The sequence below is a fragment of the Chitinophaga sp. 01L420 genome (assembly GCF_056399985.1).
Window position 1 is genome coordinate 1 of sequence record NZ_JBFTSK010000005.1, and the last position, 19,338, is coordinate 19,338.

At 43.1% G+C, this 19,338-nt stretch carries 13 protein-coding genes; 8 read left to right on the top strand and 5 right to left on the bottom strand.

All coding sequences use genetic code 11. The annotated features are described in order from the left end of the window. From AC1DP6_RS06420 to ftsZ, 6 genes are all read left to right on the top strand, one after another. Positions 1–447 (top strand): FtsW/RodA/SpoVE family cell cycle protein (locus tag AC1DP6_RS06420; RefSeq protein WP_477054089.1); only part of this gene is annotated, 447 nt, incomplete at its 5' end. Positions 448–487: 40 nt separating this feature from the next. Further along, positions 488–1,579, top strand: a complete 1,092-nt coding sequence (murG, locus tag AC1DP6_RS06425; protein WP_477054090.1) for an undecaprenyldiphospho-muramoylpentapeptide beta-N-acetylglucosaminyltransferase — start codon at positions 488–490, stop codon at positions 1,577–1,579. Positions 1,580–1,595: 16 nt separating this feature from the next. After that, positions 1,596–2,951, top strand: a complete 1,356-nt coding sequence (gene murC, locus AC1DP6_RS06430; protein WP_477054091.1) for a UDP-N-acetylmuramate--L-alanine ligase — start codon at positions 1,596–1,598, stop codon at positions 2,949–2,951. Between the two features lie 26 nt (positions 2,952–2,977). Continuing rightward, positions 2,978–4,066 (top strand): cell division protein FtsQ/DivIB, encoded by a 1,089-nt coding sequence (locus AC1DP6_RS06435; RefSeq protein WP_477054092.1) that lies wholly within the window; start codon positions 2,978–2,980, stop codon positions 4,064–4,066. Beyond that, positions 4,063–5,466: a cell division protein FtsA gene (gene ftsA, locus AC1DP6_RS06440; protein ID WP_291922745.1), complete on the top strand. Its 1,404-nt coding sequence runs from the start codon at positions 4,063–4,065 to the stop codon at positions 5,464–5,466. Before AC1DP6_RS06435 ends, ftsA begins: the two co-directional genes overlap by 4 nt. 171 nt (positions 5,467–5,637) lie before the next feature. Further along, positions 5,638–7,491, top strand: coding sequence for a cell division protein FtsZ (gene ftsZ / locus AC1DP6_RS06445; RefSeq protein WP_477054093.1), 1,854 nt, complete (start codon positions 5,638–5,640; stop codon positions 7,489–7,491). Between the two features lie 133 nt (positions 7,492–7,624). Here the strand turns inward: ftsZ and AC1DP6_RS06450 are convergent, their stop codons facing one another. From AC1DP6_RS06450 to AC1DP6_RS06460, 3 genes are all read right to left on the bottom strand, one after another. Next, entirely contained in the window at positions 7,625–9,382 is a 1,758-nt protein-coding gene (locus tag AC1DP6_RS06450) for a DUF4091 domain-containing protein (RefSeq protein WP_477054094.1), read from the bottom strand. Between the two features lie 185 nt (positions 9,383–9,567). Further along, positions 9,568–11,520, bottom strand: a complete 1,953-nt coding sequence (locus AC1DP6_RS06455; RefSeq protein ID WP_441573613.1) for a KUP/HAK/KT family potassium transporter — start codon at positions 11,518–11,520, stop codon at positions 9,568–9,570. 154 nt (positions 11,521–11,674) lie between these two features. Further along, entirely contained in the window at positions 11,675–13,225 is a 1,551-nt protein-coding gene (locus AC1DP6_RS06460) for an OmpA family protein (RefSeq protein WP_477054095.1), read from the bottom strand. A 314-nt stretch (positions 13,226–13,539) separates the two neighbouring features. Between AC1DP6_RS06460 and AC1DP6_RS06465 the strand changes: the two genes are divergently transcribed. Both AC1DP6_RS06465 and recJ read left to right on the top strand, forming a co-directional pair. Continuing rightward, positions 13,540–14,505: a polyprenyl synthetase family protein gene (locus AC1DP6_RS06465; protein WP_133806442.1), complete on the top strand. Its 966-nt coding sequence runs from the start codon at positions 13,540–13,542 to the stop codon at positions 14,503–14,505. A gap of 63 nt (positions 14,506–14,568) precedes the next feature. Further along, the gene (gene recJ / locus AC1DP6_RS06470) at positions 14,569–16,278 is read left to right on the top strand and encodes a single-stranded-DNA-specific exonuclease RecJ (protein WP_441573611.1); all 1,710 of its coding nucleotides are present in this window, start codon (positions 14,569–14,571) and stop codon (positions 16,276–16,278) included. Between the two features lie 73 nt (positions 16,279–16,351). Here recJ and AC1DP6_RS06475 read toward each other — a convergent pair whose 3' ends face one another. Together AC1DP6_RS06475 and htpG are read right to left on the bottom strand one after the other, a co-directional pair. After that, positions 16,352–17,149, bottom strand: a complete 798-nt coding sequence (locus AC1DP6_RS06475) for a carboxylesterase family protein (RefSeq protein ID WP_477054096.1) — start codon at positions 17,147–17,149, stop codon at positions 16,352–16,354. Positions 17,150–17,309: 160 nt separating this feature from the next. Then, a complete protein-coding gene (gene htpG, locus AC1DP6_RS06480) occupies positions 17,310–19,139 on the bottom strand; it encodes a molecular chaperone HtpG (protein ID WP_477054097.1) in 1,830 nt (609 codons plus the stop codon). Positions 19,140–19,338 lie beyond the last annotated feature (199 nt).

A 19,338-nucleotide genomic window follows, 5' to 3' on the forward strand; every position in this document is an offset into this window, starting at 1 on the left:
ATTTTAGGTAAAGGACCCGGCAATAGTACACAACGTAACTTCCTGCCGCACGCCTATTCTGATTATATCTATGCAACGATTATTGAAGAATATGGCATGTTTGGCGCCTTCCTGATACTGGCAGCTTACATGATCTTATTACTGAGAAGTATCAGGATCTATAAAAGATGTCCGTATGCCTTTGGTGCATTCCTGGCAGTAGGGCTCAGTGTTACACTGGTGATACAGGCGCTGACCAATATGGCAGTAAACGTGCAGCTGTTCCCGGTTACAGGGGTTACCCTGCCACTGGTGAGTATGGGCGGATCTTCTGTTTTATTTACAAGTATGGCCATCGGAATTATCCTCAGTGTATCCAGAAATGTAGAAGAAATGGAAGGAAAGCAGGCAGAAAAAGAACGTTTGGAAAGAGTAATGGCGAGTACGGAAAACGCTGCAGTCGCTTAATACGTATTTATATAGCATCAATCGTAATTAGTATAACAATATGCAACGCAAAGTGATCATAGCAGGCGGCGGTACCGGGGGACATATCTTCCCCGCGATAGCGATCGCGAATGCGTTGAAAAAATTGCAGCCGGACATCAACATACTATTTGTAGGTGCCACCGGAAAAATGGAAATGGAAAAGGTGCCACAAGCAGGCTATCCAATCGAAGGATTGGAAATCGCAGGATTTAATCGCAGCAATATCTTCAAAAATATACTGCTGCCTTATAAAATCTGGAAAAGTTTGCGCCGCGCAAAAGCCATCCTGAAAAACTTTCAACCCGACGCAGTAGTAGGTGTGGGCGGATACGCCAGCTTCCCTATGCTGAACAGGGCGCAGAAAAATGGTATTCCTACCCTGATACAGGAACAAAATTCCTTTGCAGGTAAAACGAATAAAATATTAGGTAAGAAGGCGAAGAAGATTTGTGTGGCATATGATGGAATGGAGAAATTTTTTCCGGCAGACAAACTGGTAATGACCGGTAACCCTGTCAGGAACAACATTTCACAATCGGCTGTAACAAGAGAAGATGCCCTGCATCATTTTGGCTTACGCACCAATAAGCAAACCATCTTTGCAGTAGGCGGCAGCTTAGGCGCTAAATCCATTAACGAGGGTTTACAACCATTGCTGAAAATGATAGTGGATAAAGACATACAGCTGATCTGGCAAACCGGAAAGCCGTATTATGAAACCGCTAAAGCAGCTGCTGCACCGTATGAGTCGCACATAAAAGTATACGACTTCATTAACGTAATGGACTTTGCCTACAAAGCAGCAGACGTAGTGTTATCAAGGGCAGGAGCATTGGCCATTGCAGAATTATGTGTCGTGAAAAAGCCCGTGATATTTGTGCCTTATCCTTTTGCAGCGGAAGATCATCAGACTTCCAATGCGATGAACCTGGTAAACAAACAGGCAGGTTTAATCATTAAGGACGAAGAAGTAAAGTCACAATTAAGCAGCGTGTTGTTCAGCCTCCTGCAAAACAAGGCGCTGATGGAACAGCTGGAAAATCATATCGGTAAATTGGGGAATCCCAATGCTGATATGGTTATTGCAAAACAAGTATTGGAAATTATTTAGCGATTTAGCAGCATATATGGATTTGAATAACATACAAAGGGTTTATTTCATCGGTATCGGTGGTATTGGCATGAGCGCCATTGCACGCTTTTTCAATGAAAAAGGAGTGCAGGTAAGCGGTTATGACCGTACTTCCACAGCGCTTACAAAGCAGCTGGAAGCAGAGGGTATGCAAATCCATTACACAGACGATATTAACGCAGCAGATAAACAAGCTAACCTCGTAGTATATACGCCGGCGATACCGGCCGCTCACACAGAGTTGCAGTGGTTCCGGGACAATAGCTATGAAGTGGTAAAGCGCAGTGATGTTTTGCAGGAAATTACACGTTCGCTGTTTGCCATCACAGTAGCTGGTACACATGGTAAAACAACAGTTTCTACCATGATCGCACACTTGCTCACCGACAGTGGGTATGGCTGTAATGCTTTCCTGGGTGGTATCAGCGTGAACTATAACAAAAATTTCTGGAGCAGCGACAAACAAGTGGCTGTAATTGAAGCAGATGAATATGACCGCTCTTTCCTGAAATTAAGTCCGGACGTAGCGGTGTTGACTGCCATGGATGCAGATCACCTCGATATATACGGCACGCCGGAAGCAATGGAAGACGCTTTTATTCAGTATACACACAATATTAAGCCCAATGGCACGCTGATTGCTAGGTTCGGCCTGCATCGGAATAACGAACTCAATGCAACAAACAAGTTGTTGTACAGTTTACAAAACGATGCTGCCAACGTTTACGCTGCCAACATCCGCATGCACAACGGCGGATATGAGTTTGATGTAATGCAGCAGGATTGGATGATCGACAACATTTCCATGCACATTGGCGGAATGCACAACGTGGAAAATGCAGTTGCCGCCATCACCGTAGCACACCTGCTGGGAATAGATGCTGATAAGATAAGAGCTGCCATCGCTAATTTCAAAGGAATCAAACGCAGGTTTGAATACGTGGTAAAAAATGATCGACAGGTATATATCGATGATTATGCACACCATCCTGAAGAATTGCGCGCACTGATTACCAGTGCAAAAGCATTATTCCCCGGTAAAAAATGTACAGTTGTTTTCCAACCACATTTATTTACCCGTACCCGTGATCTGGCAGATGGTTTTGCTGAAAGTCTTTCTCTGGCAGACGAAGTAATACTGCTTCCTATCTACCCGGCACGTGAACTGCCTATTGAAGGGGTTAGCAGCGAAATGATTGCAGCAAAAATGACAGTACCGGTAAAAATAATACCGAAAGAAGAAGTAGTGGAATATTTAAGATCAAAAGATACCCCATTACTGGTTACTGCCGGAGCAGGAGACATCGATCAGTTAAAAGAACCGATTGCAAACGAATTAAAAATGAAGTAAACATCACAACATAAATTTTAAAATACTTGTCTAAAACAACCACAATATTAAAACGCCTGGGCATCGCTCTCCTTTGGGGAATGGCATTGTCTGGCTTTATAGTATTGCTGGTAGCGGCTATACAAGATAAAGACGCTGGCAAGTGTAAAGGTATACAGGTGAAGTTTGAAGGGAAAGATGACAACTTTTTTATTGAGTCCAAGGATATAAAATCCCTGATCACAAAAGATAAAAGTCTGAATCCTGTAGGTAAACGGATTGGTGACATCAACATATCGCAGCTGGAAGCAATAGTGGACCAGGACCCGTGGGTAAAGAATGCGGAAATTTATTTTGATAACGGGCAGCAGCTGAATATCAAAGTAACGCAACGCGAACCGGTAGCAAGGGTGTTCACGTTTTCCGGGAATAGCTTTTACCTCGACGGAGCCGGAGAACATATCCCCGTATCCAGCCGTTATGCTGCCAGAGTGCCTGTATTCACCGGCTTTCCCACAGATGCGGAAAAGTTGCAGAAAGCAGATAGTCTTTTAACCGCCCAGATCGTAGATCTGGGAAGTTATATTGGCGATGATCCTTTCTGGATGGCACAGGTAGAACAGTTAATGATTACGGAAGATCGCAGGTTTGAGTTCATACCTAAACTGGGAGACCAGGTCATCGCTTTCGGAGAAGGGATAGATATAGATAAAAAATTTACCAAACTGTTGGCTTTTTACAAAGAAGGATTGAATAAAGTAGGCTGGAATAATTATACGCGCATCAATATCGCCTTTGACGGTGAAGTGGTGTGCACCCGTAAAGATGGCGTAATTCCATTGCAACCGGTTTTCAAAACGGATAGTTTGAAACTGACGGCACCAGATGAGCCGCCGATATCGGACAGCGAAGACTCTACTGCAGCGACACCAGCAACAGCTAAACCGGAACACGCAGTAGCGGCAAAACCGGAAAAGAAACCGGCACCGGTAGTAAAAGAAAAGGCTAAAACGCAGCATGTAAAAGTGGTAAAGAAAGAAAAAGCAGCTGTTGCGCCGGCCAAACAACAACCTAAAGCAGTGTATAAGCCAGGGAATAAATCTGTTAACACATCAAAAAAACAAAAAACGCCATGAATCAGGAAGCTCCCATCATTGTAGGACTCGACATAGGTACTACGAAGATTGCTGCCATTGCAGGACGGAAGAATGAATACGGGAAACTGGAAATCCTGGGATTCGGTAAAGCTACATCGTTTGGTGTGCAGCACGGTATGGTGCTGAACATTGACCAAACAATAAAAGCTATCAGGCAAGCACTCGAAAATTGTTATGCATCCAACCCCAACCTGGAGATTAACGAGGTATATGTTGGTATAGCCGGTCATCATATAAAAAGTTTGCAAACCCGCGGCGATATTGTGCGCAACGACACCGATGCGGAAATCTCCCAGAAAGATATTGACCAGCTGATCAACGATCAGTACAAAACAGTTATTCCCGCGAGTGATCAGATCATCGATGTGATCCCGCAGCAATATATAGTGGATAGTTTGCAGAATATCACCTACCCTATTGGTATGTCTGGGGTGAAGGTGGGCGCAAACTTCCATATTATTACCGGCGATAAAAACGCCATCCGCAACATTAACCGCAGCGTGGAAAAATCAGGTCTAAAAATCCGTGACCTGGTATTGCAACCACTTGCCTCTGCAGCTGCTGTTATGTGCGACATGGACTTTGAAGCAGGTGTAGCCATTGTTGATATTGGTGGTGGTACCACTGACCTAGCCGTGTTTTACGAAGGTATTCTCAAACATACCGCAGTAATTCCTTACGGTGGTGAAAACATTACCAATGACATCAAAAACGGACTGGGTGTATTAAAAACACAGGCAGAACAGATGAAAGTGCAGTTTGGTTATGCACTGGCAGATGAAGCTAAAAGCAATGCCTATATCACCATTCCCGGATTAAGAGGTCAGAGCCCCAAAGAAATTTCAGTGAAGAACCTCGCGCATATCATACAGGCGCGGATGAGTGAAATACTCGATTTCGTAGTATATCATCTCAAGCAAATCGGTATGGATAATAAAATGCTGAATGGCGGTATTATCCTCACCGGTGGCGGATCCCAACTGAAACACCTCATACAGCTGACAGAATACACCACCGGCGCAAGCGCCCGTATAGGTTTCCCCAATGAGCACCTTGCAAGTGGTCACATAGATGAGCTAACCAAACCTATGTATGCTACCTGTGTGGGCTTGATCCTGAAAGGATACAATGATTTTGAAAATGATCGTAAAGCACTGGAAGAAAATTATGTAAAAATTAATACAAGCTATCTTGCCAAAGAACAGGCTGCACAGTCAGTTACTCCAACAGACGACTGGATAGAAGAAGCTGCCCCCACCAGCCAGGAAATACAGGACAGGAAAGCAAAAGAGCGGAATGCGTCATTAAAGAACTTCTTGGACAAAATGAAAACAAAGATCATTGATATGTTCACAGAAGAAGAAGATGCAAAACTTTAAAAGTTAAATGGCGCAATTGTTGCAAAAACGAAACGTTAATACAATAAGAATTAAGAACCGATAATTAATAATGACAGGACAAATGAACCATAGTAACAGTAAAGCATATACGCACTTAATTCTTAATAGTTCATTATTATTTATCGTACTAACCCATAAAAGTATAGAGTCATGATACATTTTGATCTTCCTAAGGAAAAATCTTCTATCATCAAAGTCATCGGCATAGGTGGTGGAGGAAGTAATGCGGTGAATCATATGTATAGCCAGCGCATTGAAGGGGTAAATTTCATTATTTGCAATACCGATGCACAAGCTATTGCTAATAGCCCAGTTCCCAACAAAATTCAGTTGGGACCTCACCTCACCCAGGGGCTGGGAGCCGGTGCGAATCCTGAAATAGGGAAACAGGCGACAGAAGAATCCTTTGAAGAAATCAAAAAAATACTGGAGGTAAATACCAAAATGGCCTTCATTACTGCCGGTATGGGCGGTGGCACCGGCACCGGTGGCGCTCCTATTATCGCCAAAATATGTAAGGAACTGGGTATTTTGACTGTTGGTATTGTTACCACCCCGTTTTCTTATGAAGGCAAAAAAAGGATGCTGCAGGCAGACGAAGGCGTTTCCCGCCTGAAAGAGTATGTAGATACCCTGCTGATCATCTCCAACGATAAATTACGCCAGAAATTCGGCGACCTGAAATTCAAGGCGGCCTTCGAAAAAGCGGATAACGTATTGGCTACTGCTGCCAAGTGTATTACGGATGTCATCAATTCTACCGGTCAGATCAACGTGGATTTTGCCGACGTTTGTACCGTTATGCGTAACGGTGGCGTGGCAATTCTGGGTGCTGCACTGGCAGAAGGTGAAAACCGCGCGCAAAGGGCTATTGAAGACGCATTGACTTCTCCGTTGCTGAATGATAACGATATACGCGGTGCTAAATGGATACTTATCAACATCTCTTCTTCCGAAGGTGAATTTGAACATACACTGGACGAAATGGATATTATCCAGGCCTATGTACAAAGCCAGGCCGGAGAGGATTGCGATGTGATCCTGGGTGTGGGCTACGATCAAACACTGGACAGGCAACTGGGTGTAACCATCATTGCTACCGGTTTTGAACAAAAACCAATCACACAGCAAAAAATCACTCCCTCCAACCCGGAGCGCGTAGAACCTAAAATTGTAATGCAATTAGGGAAAGATGGTGATGAAAAAAAAATGAGCGTACAACAGGCACAGGGGCTGCTGTTCCAGGAGCCACAGGATCTGATGGCACCACGTCTCATGGAACCAGTCATCACACATCCTGAACCAGTGATGGCTTATACACCACCACAGCCACAACAACAGGCGCCTATTGCACCTGCTCGTCAGAACTATGTGCTGAATATCCAACAGGTACCACCAACACAGCCTCAACAGCCTGACCAGCAGCAGATACAACAACAAATCCAACAGGCCCAGCAACAACAACTGCAGCAAATGCAACAACAACAAATGCAGCAGCCAATACAGCAACAACCTGTTCAACAGCCGGTTCAACAAATACCACCTGCACACGCCCAACAGCCGAATGTGAATATCATTCAGCCACAAACCGGTAATGCGGCAGGAGGATATTTAAACAGACCGTCTCATATATATGTAGAACCAGGTACACCTACTCCCGAAATGAAGATGGTGTATAAAGAAGATGAAGGTACTGTAAACGTACCTCCTGCTCCTCCTGAAGTGCCTATGCAACAGGCATATGAAGATCTGGAAGAACAGAAACGCAAACAGGCAGAAAGAGTAGCCAAATTACGCAGCATCAGTTTCAATGTGAAAAACATGGACAATAATGCGGAACTGGAAAATGTGCCCGCCTATCTGCGCAGAAATGTAAACCTGGATAACGGTGCCGGCTCCGCTGAGCATTTCTATTCGAATTACACCGTGAGCGATCCCGGACAAAATAATCATACAGAAATTAATACAATCAATACCTTTTTAGATGGGAAAAAGCCCGATTGATGAACACATTTGATTGTTTTTTAGTTGTGTTAAAAAAAAATCCTCCGGTTCCCCGGAGGATTTTTTTTATATAGTAATACTATTGCAAAGATGGTTATAAACGTTTAACCTTTACCGTTATATCGACTATAAATTATAAACTGTTCAATGCCTGTTTGGCTGCTTCTAAAACAACCGCTGCTGGCGTGGTTTTCAACGTTTCTTCCTCAAAAGGTTTCAGTATATTATTCAATTGATCCAAAGCTGCTGTTTTATTCGCTTTAGTAAATTCAGCTCTCAGAATGCTTATCTTCTCATAATCCTGTATACCTTCCACCATTCTTTCGAAACGGATAGAAGATCTCGGTCCCGGATATACGAAATAAGTATCTCCGGCTGACCAGCTACGGAAGCGGGAATCCTGTAACGGATCTGCTACCCAGCAATTAAATGCCCAGCGTAAATAACCGTTATATCCTTTTAAGGCAGCATGCCATCCCATAAATGCAGATTCTGCCGGAGGCGAAAAAGTGAAAGTGTTTGGAAATCCTTCTGTACAGCAGGTATAGAAAGTAGTCGGTAAACCTTTTGCCAAACGTGCTTTCAGTACATCTGCAGGAAATGATTCTCTCAAAGCAATACAATAGTCGTGAATTTCATTGGCCAGTGGTGCATGATAAGAACCTGCCAATGATAATTTGAAATCTTTATCTGCTTTACGGATAACGGTCATCGCCTGCYGCATATCTTCCATAGGTCTTTCATCCATAGCAATAGCAGTGATATTAAACCATCCTTTTACTTTCAGGTGTTTCACAAAATCATTCAGCATAGGTTGCCAGTGAGCACTATATTCAGGTGTACCTGGCTTGGCTACAATGAAAGTATCTTTTGCAGCAGCTTCATCGTAATAGTAGAATTTCAGATTCCATGGAATCATGCTATAGCAGTTGATTTCCTTGCGGATACCCTGGTCCATCATGAACTGTACCCACTTATCAAAAATAGTATAATCATAAGCCCAGCCACCATTTTTTTTCTTCGTCCATTTCACCATAGTACCATAAATATCTTCCGTTTGGCTATTCCATGGATCGTAAATGATGGTGGTGGTAATCACTTTCTGACCAGCATCTGCCAGCATTTTTATGTAAGGCTTCATTGCCTTGAAATGAGCCTCGCTCCAGGGTTTCACACCATATACACGTGCTATAGCATAAGGACTCTGCCACAGATCCAGGTGAAAGCTCCAATCTTTCGGAGCGGGTAATGTATGCTCCAACACCGTTACTTCGTAAGGCATATTTACCGCAGTGGCACCACCTTTTACGCTCACAGTGCCTTTATATACACCGGCTGGCGTATTGGCAGGTACTTGTATACTCAGCCAAACAGGTTGTGTATTATTGGCGGCAATGTCTCTTTTGGTGAGGATGTCGATGCCATCTGCTACCAGTGAAGAGTCAAACTCTCCGGGTTTGCGATATCCGCAGCCACCACCGTCTTTATTCAACCCATCGGTCATAACATATCTTACAAAGCCCGTTGTTACTGCATTAGCAGCAATCTGATGGCCTTTGTTATCCTGTAGTGCAGACGCCTGAACAGTAACAGCTGATTGCGCAATAGTTGTCCAGATCACCAATTGGGTGTGAATACGCTCACCTTTCCATGCGGTGGCTTTCCAGGTGTCCCTGAGAAGAGCGTTACCAGGTGCATTTCGCTTTTCATAACGTGTATCTGCAGTACCGAATGCTACGTGAAGCCGGGCGTCATTAACAGCGGCCCAGGAGGCTTTATTTACGGGTTTGGGATCGGGCAGTTCCCTGTAATCGCTGGCAGGAGTTGTTTGCGCCCATAGGTTTTGTTGCAGTGCCAGCATTACCAGCACGCCAAAAAATTTGTTCACCATTACTAAAATTTAGCTTTTTTCAGAAGTTGGAGCCAATATCCAGTACAGAAACCAGCTCCCTTACACCCCAATATCTATAAAAAAAATGGGAATATCCAATTTGTGGGATAGGTGGAAATCAGGAAAGCAAAAAGCTATTGTCCCGCAAATCTCCGCGACAATAGCTTTTTGCTTTATGCTTTATGCTAATGTACAATCCTCTTCAGCTGAAGGTTGGTAACAGGTGCTACTACCAAAGGATACTTTTCTATGGTTACATAGCTGGAATCCAGTCCGAAGCCTCTTTCTTCCGATAAACTGATCTTTTTCAGGAAGAAATACATTTTCATGACCATCCTTTCGTACAAAGGCAAATCATTATCATGTGAAAGGAATTTCTCCATTACAATGAACTGGAAGTCTCCTACTACATTATTCTTACTCAATGATTCGTAACGGCTGGTAATATTTACTTCTTTGTTACGAACCATATCTTCCACCACCATCCTGAACATCAGATTAATACGCTGTTCCACTTTGAATCCCAGGCGGAATTCCACGCGTATTACTTCATTCGGGATAATTGTTTGTACGGAGTATTCACTTAAATAAGGTTCATCTACCACATCCACATGCACAAACCAATAGATATCTGCCCGTTTAGGCTTTTTATTAAGAATAGAATAGATGATCTTATGTTCTATCTCCTTAGGATTATCCGCGCTGCTCATATATACCAGGTGAGTGGCATATTTGGGAATAGATGTATCGTTACTCAGTTCCTGGATAATAGGTAGATAATCTTCCAGTCGCACAAACTCCACATAACGGTTTTTGATTTTACGGGATTTGAACCAGACAATCATCACCAGGAATAGTGCACCCGCTACAATCACCGTAACATAACCTCCGTGCATGAATTTAATAACATTCGCAAACAGGAAGGAGAATTCAATCGTGAAATAGACGACCAGGTATAGTAGTATCCACCCGACCCATACCCGTTTGGTATACAGGTAAAAGGCAAAGAGACAGGAGGTCATGAGCATACAGATGGTAATAGACAAACCATAAGCCGCCTCCATATTGGAAGACTCCTGGAAGATCATTACAATAGCCGCACAACCCACAAACAGCATCGTATTGATACCGGGAATATAGAGTTGTCCCCTCATTTCCGTTGGGTAGTTTACCCGCATTTTCGGCCAGAGATTAAGTCGCATGGCTTCCGCGATGAGGGTAAAGGACCCGGATATCAATGCCTGACTGGCGATTACGGAAGCCAGTGTGGCGATTAATACACCAAAAATGATGAACCATTCCGGCATAATGGTAAAGAATGGATTCTGGTCTTTAGGAAGAATCTGACCTTTTTGTGTCAGCAACCATGCGCCCTGGCCCAGATAATTCAAAATAAGACAGGATTTAACGAAAATCCAGGAAATTCTGATGTTACCCCTACCGCAGTGTCCAAGGTCAGAATACAGCGCCTCTGCCCCTGTTGTACACAGGAATACAGCACCCAGTATCAGGAAACCTTTAGGATAAGTCGTTAAGAGTTCAATAGCGTAATGGGGACTAAAAGCTTTAAAGATGCTAAGGTCATCGGCAATGTGTGAAATACCGAGGATACCGAGCATAGAAAACCACAGTACCATGATGGGGCCAAACATACGACCGATAGAAACGGTACCGAACTGTTGCATCACAAAGAGGCCTGTAATAATGGTCAGTACTATTTTTACGATAGTAAGCTGTCCCAGGTCTTTGAAAACTTCCAGTGTTCGTAACCCTTCAATAGCAGAGGTGACGGTAATGGGAGGTGTAATAATACCATCAGCGAGTAAGGCCGCGCCCCCGATCATACCGAATATAACGGTCCATCTGGCATGGCGTCTTACGAGCGCGTACAGTGAAAAGATACCACCTTCCCCTTTATTATCTGCCCGGAGGGTCAGGATAACGTATTTAACGGTGGTTTGCAGGGTTAGTGTCCATATGATACAGGAGATACCACCTATCACCAGCAGATCGCTGATGGGGTTGCCCCCTACGATGGCCTTGAAAACATAAAGTGGAGATGTTCCGATGTCGCCGTAGATAATACCGAGCGCTACTACGAGACCTGCCAGGGAGACCCTGTTAATGTTTATTCCCACGTAATAATAAGTTGGTTAAAAAGCCTTCAAAATTAGGGGTAAATATTGACACTCCAACAATAAATCGTAGCGGAGTGTTTAGTGAATAAAAAAATCCCCACCCGAATGAACGGGCGGGGATTTTTTTAGTTATCATCTTAATGAGTGATACTGATTAGTTAGCAGGAGCTAAATCAACAGTGCCAGACTCACCAGGAGTGTTTTGTTTGATGAAACGACCGCGGTCGATTCCTTGTTTGTCAGCCAGGTAGTCGATAACTGAATCAACACGACGGCTGCTCAGGTCAACACCACCTTTCTTACCTTTCGCACCTGCGTGACCTGTTACCAGGACGTTGCAAGATGGGTTAGATTTCAGGGTAGCTGCAACAGAAGCCAGGATAGCTTCCTGATCTTTACCAACTTTGGTAGTGCTTCCTTTGAAAGAAACGCTAGGCAGAACCAGGTTAGCGCAAGTCACTGCAGGAGCAATGTTTTTGCAGCATTCTGGATCTGGGCATTTACCAACACCATCAGCATCAACTGGCTGGCAATAAGTAGGCGTGATCAGTTGTTTGTCTTTGTAATCAGGAACGCCATCACCATCAGTATCTTTAGCAACACCATGAGAATCAACTGGTGCACCTGCTGGAGTGTTAGGTTCGCGATCGAATTGGTCAGTTACACCATCACCATCAGCATCAGGCAGAACCGGAGCTGGGATCTTCATGTGACGTGGGTTGCTCAGCTCGCTGTAAGCGTATTCCAGTGGGTTGATCCACCATAATGGCTGTACACGTTTAGCTGGGTTACCCAGGTTGAAGTTCAGACGTAAGCTGGTGTAAGAGTAGAAATCTTTAGAAGAACCATAAGGATTAGCATATCCATCCAGGTATGCGTCAAATGGCATGGTGATTTTTTCTTCAATACCGATGTTGAAACGTTTAGAAACTTTAAACGCTACACCAGTACCGAGATCCAGGGCGTGACGGAGCAACTGGTTGTCATCCTTACGACCAATGGAAGTTCTGTTACCCTGTGAAGGAGCATTCTGTTCGTACTTCTTGTCCTGAACACTCTTGATATAACTTTTAATATCAGAACGTTTGCCAGTCAGTTTAGCTGGATCGTATTTGTAACCATTGCCGCTTGCATCCAATGCATCTACGTCAACGTCAGCCATTACGATAGAGTAACCAGCCAGTAAATACCAGTTAACTTTAGGTTCAGCTCTGTAGAACAGGATGTTGCTCAAAGAAGCAATCACGTCCAAAGACAGCTGATGATTCTGAGATTTGTAGTTCGGGATGATCTGACCACCGTTCAACGCCGCAGTCTTAGCCCATGGGTTACCATTAGCTATGATAGTAGGACGCAGTCTGTAATCCTGACCTTTATCAATGGAACCGATGTACTCAGCTCTCAGGGAGAAAGTGTGACCCAGCGCTTTTCTCAGGGAGATACCGCCACCGAAACCTGCTTGAGGAGGAACAGTTCCGCTAATCAGGTGTAAACCACCACTAAAACCCAGTTCCCACATATCTCTCGGTTTCGCCGGGAAATTCGATTGGTGGTTCGTGAAGTTATTTTGTTGTACCATACGCTTGCTAGACACTTTGGTGCTATCCAGAGCATCATAGCCGGTTGGTTGAACCTGTGCAAAACTAGAAGATGCTGATAGTAAACCCACAGCGCCTGCCAGTAATAAGTACTTTTTGCTTGCCATAATTGTTTTTTTTATTAAAAACTGTTAAAAATTTACTAATAACCCGTTTTTTACCTAGCAAAGGTAAATATCATAAATGAATATACAAATTTTTCTTGCAATATTATTTTCATTGATAAGTCCTTCAATATTAGAGCTTAAATGAAAGTATTTATATACCTTAAATCCAGTTAAGTTAAACTTATGCATACCTCGTGTTAAAGGAATCTTTACCTCATGTTAAAGGAATGTTATACTCCATATACAAATTAAAGGCCAAAATGTTAAAATGTGATTTATAAAACCTAGCTTAGCAATCCTTTTTTATTTAATACATGGATGACATTAAACACCTGATAGGTAAAGAATTACAGGATTTTGAAAGTAAGTTCGCAGATTCAGTAAAAAGTCATGTGCCATTGCTGGACAGGATTATGCATTACATTGTGAAGCGCAAGGGAAAGCAGATCAGGCCCATGTTTGTTTTATTATCAGCAAAACTTTTCAGCGACAATATCCAGGAGAGTACCTACCGTGCAGCAGCACTGGTAGAATTGCTACATACTGCTACACTGGTGCATGATGATGTGGTGGATGACGCCAACGAACGCCGGGGACTCTTTTCTATCAATGCTTTATGGAAAAATAAAATAGCAGTGCTGGTTGGCGACTATCTGCTGTCTAAAGGCCTGCTGCTATCTCTTAATAACAATGACTTCCGAACTTTACAGATATTATCTGAAGCGGTGAAAGAAATGAGTGAAGGGGAATTGCTGCAAATTGAAAAAACCCGTAAACTGAATATCAAGGAAGATATTTATTTCGAGATCATCCGTCGCAAAACGGCCTCATTACTGGCCTCTGCCTGCGCTGCAGGCGCATGGAGCAGTAGCAATGACGAACACACCACGGAACAAATGCGCCTTTTCGGAGAGAAAGTAGGTGTCGCCTTTCAAATAAAGGATGACCTGTTCGATTATGGTTCCGCCAAAATCGGTAAGCCTACCGGTATTGATATCCGCGAGAAAAAAATGACCCTTCCACTCATCTATACGCTGGAACATGCCTCCACAGAAACCAGGAGAAAAATTATCAACATAGTAAAAAATCATAATACCGATAAAGACCGCGTAGAAGAAGTCATCCGTCTGGTAAAAGCATCCGGAGGGATTGATTACACCAGGCAAAAAATGTTTGAATACCGCGATGAAGCCCTTACCATTTTAAATAAGTTCCCAGAAAATGCTGTCAGAAACGGACTGGAATCTCTTGTTAGATTTACAACTGACAGAACATTTTAGAAAGAATAAAAAATAATGTAATATGCGGAAGAAGCGGATAGCTTAAGCCTTTAAAATAAAATAATGCAAAAACGCTGGACAGTAAAGGCATATCAACCAAATCAGGAACAGTTACTACAGTCATCATTGCGTATACACCCGTTGCTATGCCGGTTATTAGTACAACGCAGTGTAACCAACTTTGAGGCTGCCCGGCAATTTTTTCGCCCTACGCTTGAAGATCTCCATGATCCATGGAAGATGAAAGATATGGATAAAGCCATTTCACGTATAGAACTGGCTTTCTTCCAACATGAAAAAATACTGATTTACGGAGATTATGACGTAGATGGCACTACCGCAGTAGCTACTGTGTACGCTTTTCTACAGAAACTCTACAGCAATATTGAATTTTATATCCCGCACCGCTACCGTGAGGGCTACGGTATTTCCATGCAGGGCATTGAATATGCCCGGGATAATGATTTCAGCCTGATTATAGCCCTGGACTGTGGTATTAAATCTATAGAACATATTACAGTGGCCAAAGAATGGGGAATTGACTTCATTATCTGTGACCATCACCTTCCCGATGCCATATTACCTCCGGCAGTAGCCATTCTGAATCCGAAACAGGCAGACTGTCCCTATCCTTATAAAGAGTTAAGCGGGTGTGGTATCGGTTATAAGCTGATCTGTGCTTTTGCTCAAAAAAGAGGATTACCATCTGCCGAGGCCAATAAATTCCTCGATCTGGTAGCCACCAGCATTGCCGCAGATATTGTTCCCATGACCGGAGAGAACAGGATACTGGCTTTTCATGGTCTCATAAAAGTAAATGAAGATCCACTGCCAGGTATCAAAGCGCTGATTACCCTCAGTGCACTAAAAGAAAAGTTAACCATTGCCAACCTGGTATTCGTAATTGCCCCGCGTGTGAATGCAGCCGGCAGAATGGATGATGCCCGGAAGGCGGTCAACCTTTTTATAGAAAATGATGTGGAAAAAGCAGCCGCTATTGCTGCCGTATTACACGCAGATAATTTCGACAGAAAAGAAATTGACAGCACCATTACCCAGGAAGCAATTTTGCTCCTGCAAAATGATGTGGACATTGCCAACAGAAAATCAACTGTCCTGTACCAGGCCCACTGGCATAAGGGAGTAGTAGGAATTGTTGCGTCCAGGTTGATTGATAAATATTACTATCGCCCCACAATTATTCTCACACAATCAAACGATAAGGTAGCAGGGTCCGCACGCTCTGTTATGGGCTTTAACGTATATGAAGCCATTCACCAGTGTAAAGATTTGCTGGAAAACTATGGCGGACATTTTTATGCAGCAGGGATGACCCTCAAAACAGAAAATGTAAAAGCCTTCCAGGAACGTTTTGAAGAAGTAGTGGCCAGGACGATACACCCGGATCAACTGGTGCCCGAAATAGTGATTGATTCAGAAATTCATTTCTCCGACATCACGCCGGCATTTTTTAATATTCTTAAACAATTTGAACCCCTGGGACCAGAAAATCTGCGCCCTGTTTTCCTGGCCAGAAATCTTGTAGACAACGGTTATTCAAAGATTGTAAAAGATGAGCACATTAAATTTTCTGTAAAACAGGGGAGATATGGCCCCACCATGTCCGGGATTGGCTTTTATATGGCGGAAAAATTCCCGGTAATGGCTGGCAAAAAACCTTTTGACATGGTATTTTCGCTGGATGAAAATGAATGGAACGGTCAAACCTCTCTCCAACTAAAAGTAATTGATATCAGAATCGGAAATAATTGATCTTTATTCAGATATTTTGTTCCGGTGAGTACCCCTCCTGAGGCAAAATATCTGAATAAAAAACAACCAATTATTATTTATGCTGCTTTAACAACCAGGTATATACATCGGCATTGGCATAAGTGCGTGTCCAGGCATCATGGCCGCCGTTAGGATACTCTGTATACTGCACATTTCCTCCAATTGCTTTCAAGGCTTTCACCAGCGTCCGCGAATTCTCCACATTTACAGTTGGATCATCTGCTGAATGGAAAACCCATGTAGGCATTGTTTTCAACGCCGGCATACGATTTACATCCCCTCCTCCGGAAATTGGAATAATAGCGGCAAATTTTTCAGGATGAGCAGAACTCCAATCCCATGTTCCATATCCGCCCATACTTAAACCTGTCAGATAAATCCGGCTGGGATCCACGTGATACTTAGCCAACACTTCTTTATAGAGCACATCAAGATATTGTGGATTCCACCAGCCGCTTAAACATTGTGGAGCAATCATCACAAAAGGCTTTCCACTCACTACCTTTACCAGGCCTACATTTCTCAGTACATTAATATCATTCCCCATTTCTCCAACTCCGTGCAGGAAAATGACAACTGGCCACTTGTGGCTTTTCTCGCTGTTATAAGTACTTGGAATATATAGCAGATAGCTACTGATATTCCCACCCTTTGTGTCGATTTTTTGTACGGTGATACCGGCCGTTTGCTGGGGAAAAGTATCCCCTGCCGGTGGTGGCGTTCCAGGTGTGGTTGTTACCGGTGGATTTGTTGCAACTGGTTGTGTGGTTTCTGTTTTCGAACAGGAAAAAAGTGCGAGCGTACTCAACACAATGACATGGCTTAAAATCTTAATTGCTCTTTTTTTCATATAACTACTATAAACTAAAAATCCCCCGGCAATATGCCAGGGGATAGGTTTTACAATATTTTTCTCCTGCCTTATTTAATATTATATGCAGTTTCGGGGGTTGCTGCAAATAAAAACTAAAAACCAGGAAATGAAATACTTTTTTTATTGTGCAGTTATCTTACTTTCTTTCTCCCATCAGTTCTACGCTTCTATTGACAAATGCGGTAAGATCCGCTCCTGTTAATAAATTCTGCGATAATAGTGCCAAATCCGCCAGATTCTTTATCTGCTTCTGTTGCAATGTATTATCACTTTCTTTCAGTATCTGTGTATATACCGGGTGATTCGCATTCACCGTCATACTTATTTCGTCAGGCATATTGGCATACCAGCTCATTCCGCCACCGCCCATAGCCGCCATGTCTTTCATACGGCGCATCAATTCCGGACGGGTAACAATAACTGGTTGTGCATCAGTACTCAAACCTTTCATTTCCACTTTGATGTTGGGCTGGGTAACCTGCGCACCAAACAATTCTTTCAGTGTACCTTCCTGCTCCTGCGATAATACAGTGGTGGTGTTCTCGTCCTTATCTATCAGGTTATCTGCAATGTCTGCATCCACGCGGGTGAAAGAAACATTATCCCACTTCATTTCCATATTGTTGATGAAAGCGGCATCTACCATGGTTTCCATCTTCACTACGAGGAAGCCCTTATTTTTTGCAGCCTGTACATAGCTGTCCTGCTGTACCGGGTTGGTAGCATAGAGTACCACCAGCTTCTGCTCCTTATTGGTTTGCAGTGCTGCTGCTGCAGTACGGTATTCTTCCTGGGTATAAAATTTACCGCCGGCCACATCTTCCATTATCAGGAATTTGTTGGCTTTGTCCATGAACTTGTCATCGGTCATCATACCGTATTTCACAAAAAGACCAATGGAATCCCATTTATCCTCAAAAGAAGTACGGTCATTACGGAAAATTTCATCCAGTTTATCCGCTACCTTCTTAGTGATATGTGCGTTGATTTTCTTTACATTCGGATCTCCCTGCAGGTAACTACGACTCACGTTCAGCGGAATATCCGGGCTATCGATCACACCATGCAGCAACATCAGGAATTCAGGAACAATGTCCTTTACTTCATCTGTTACATATACCTGGTTGGAGTACAGATTGATCTTATCTTTCTGCATCTCGTAGCTCTTGTTAATTTTTGGGAAGTACAGGATACCAGTAAGATTAAAAGGATAATCCACATTCAGATGAATCCAGAATAACGGTGCTTCCGCGTATGGATATAATTCTTTATAAAAATTCTGGTAATCTTCTGTGGTCAGTTCACTTGGTTTCTTAGTCCATGCAGGGCTGGTATTGTTGATCTGTGTACCTTCAAAAGTAACCGGAACGGGCAGGAACTTACAGAACTTCTCCAGGATAGAACGGATGCGGCCATCTTCCAGGAATTCTTCACTTTCTTCGTTGATATACATCACGATTTCAGTACCCCTGTCAGCTTTGCTGGTTTCTTCCAGTTCATATTCCGGGCTGCCATCGCATTCCCAGCGAACCGCTGCGACATCTTCTCTCCAGGATTTGGAGAAGATTTCCACTTTGCTGCTCACCATGAAAGAAGAATAAAAACCAAGACCAAAATGTCCGATGATATTGGTACCATTCTCTTGCCCTTTGTACTTCTTCAGGAACTCTTCCGCTCCTGAAAATGCCACCTGGTTAATATATTTATCCACTTCTTCTGCAGTCATACCTATACCATGATCTGCAATGGTAATCGTCTTTTTCTCCTTGTCTACTCTTATATCGATCGCAATGTCGCCCAGATCTCCTTTAAACTCCCCTACACTGGCTAAGGTCTTTAATTTCTGGGTAGCATCCACGGCATTACTTACCAGCTCGCGGATAAAAATTTCATGATCGGAGTACAGGAACTTCTTAATAATTGGGAATATGTTCTCTGTTTGAACACGTATTGCACCTTTTTGCATTGGTTATCTGATTTTTTTCGTGAACATTTTTCAAAGTGTGTGCCAGCAGGGTTATACTGACAAGATGACAAGACACAAATTAAAAAAATATAAAATATAAATACAGCAGGCTGTGAATATACAGAACCTATACTTGCCCGCACAAAATTTTATCGGAAAAAGGACTGCTATTTTCCATTTGCCTCTTTTGTTACAAAAC